The sequence below is a fragment of the Actinokineospora sp. genome (genome assembly GCF_050699995.1).
GTDB lineage: Bacteria > Actinomycetota > Actinomycetes > Mycobacteriales > Pseudonocardiaceae > Actinokineospora.
This window is the reverse complement of the sequence record NZ_JBOHGC010000388.1, coordinates 1-1,680: the sequence shown is the minus strand read 5'-3', so window position 1 is coordinate 1,680 and position 1,680 is coordinate 1. Positions and strand designations below refer to the sequence as shown.

Genomic DNA, 1,680 nt, shown 5'->3' with positions numbered 1-1,680 from the left:
GACCTAGGGAAGTGGTCGAGGGCATGACAGAGTGCTCCGATCGATAGTGACTCGGCCCACTCGCAGCGGAATCAGCCACGAGACCACTTCACCGGGGACTTTCCCCGCCTACAGTTGGGGCTCTCGGCCATCGAGACTAACAACAGTCGGCCGCGAGCCTCCACCTGGTTTTAGTCCAGCGGAGCAGGTGTCACTGCTCCGAGGCGGCCGCCCGAACCGACACATGTCGTAGCGGTCGCCAAGCGATCGCCGTCATCATTGCCATCGCGACGAAGGCTGTAGCGAACGGTGCCGCCAGCCCGAACCGCTGAGCCAGTACTGCGCCCAGCAGCGACCCGAGCGCGGCACCTCCCACTGAAGCCAGCAGGTAGACGCTGTTCACCCGGCCGAGCAGTGCCTCCGGTGTCGCAAGCTGGCGGGCGGTAGTGGACACCGTGCCCCACACGATCGCGTGGATCCCGAACACGGCCATCGTGGCTCCCGCGACCCAGGGGTTCCGGGTGAGCGCCAGGACCAGGTGCACCGAGGTCTCGATCACCAACCCGGCTCGGAGCAGCGTGAGGCTGCCAACCCGCGGCTCCAGCAGGTGATACACCGGCGTACCGACCAGCGCTCCGATCGCGCCGGCGGAGATGAGCAGCCCGAACTGGGCCCAATGCCACGTAGCCTAAGTTGATCGAGTTCCTGACTGAGTTGGTAGTTCGGTTCGGCGTGGTGTGGTCATCGCGGGTTGTGGGGGTGGCACGGTCGCTGGTCATGGGTGATGGTGTGGTGGTGCGGCCGGATCAGGTGTCGCTGGGGGTGCTGGTCAGCGCGGTGCCGCGGGATGCGGTCGATGAGGCGGTTGCGGTGTGCGGGGTCCGGGAGAAACGCTCGGATGGCAAGCTGCCGGCGCATGTGGTCACGTATCTGACGTTGGGGTTGTGTCTGTTTCCCGAGGACGACTACGAAGAGGTCGCGGCCAGGGTCACCGGGTCGCTGGACCGATGGAATTGCTGGAACGCGGCCTGGAGTGTGCCGACGGCCAGTGCGATCACTCAGGCCCGGAAGCGGTTGGGTCGTGACGTGTTCCCGGAATTGTTCGAACGTACCTGTGGCCCGGTCGCCGGCGAGGCCGGTCCGGCCGCCGAAGGTGTGGCGTTGGGTACCGCGCGTGGGTCGTTCCTGCGCCGGTGGCGGCTGCTGGCCATCGACGGGTTCGATATCGACGTGCCCGACAGTAAGGAGAACGCGGCCGAGTTCGGTTACGCCGGGTCCGGGGACAACCGCTCGGCGTTCCCCAAGGCCAGGGTGGTCGCGTTGGCCGAGTGCGGCACCCACGCCTTCGTGGCCGCCGAGGTCGACGCCTACAGCGTTGGGGAGAAGACCCTCGCGCAACGCCTGTATCCACGGCTGCGCGCCGATGAACTGCTCACCGCTGACCGGGGCTTCTACTCCTGGCAGGCGTGGGACACTGCCGCCGCGACCGGCGCGGCGCTGCTGTGGCGAGCCCCGACTCAGCTGGGTCTGCCCGTCGTGCGGGTGCTGCCCGACGGGACCTACCTCACCGCACTGGTCACGCCCACCATCCGCGGTCGCCGCCGCGAGGGTCTGCTCGCCGCCGCCCGCGCCGGTGCCGACCTCAGCGACATCAACGCCGTCCCCGCGGCGTTCGACGACCGCGGGCTCCCGGTCATCCAC

At 68.2% G+C, this 1,680-nt stretch carries 2 protein-coding genes; one reads left to right on the top strand and one right to left on the bottom strand.

The features are described from left to right. Nucleotides 1–190 precede the first annotated feature (190 nt). Entirely contained in the window at nucleotides 191–640 is a 450-nt protein-coding gene (locus ACRDSQ_RS19090; RefSeq protein WP_431422937.1) for an MFS transporter, read from the bottom strand. A gap of 116 nt (nucleotides 641–756) precedes the next feature. Here ACRDSQ_RS19090 and ACRDSQ_RS19085 point away from each other — a divergent pair. Next, nucleotides 757–1,680, top strand: a 924-nt coding sequence (locus tag ACRDSQ_RS19085; protein WP_431422936.1) for a transposase domain-containing protein, incomplete at its 3' end; no start/stop codon positions are given.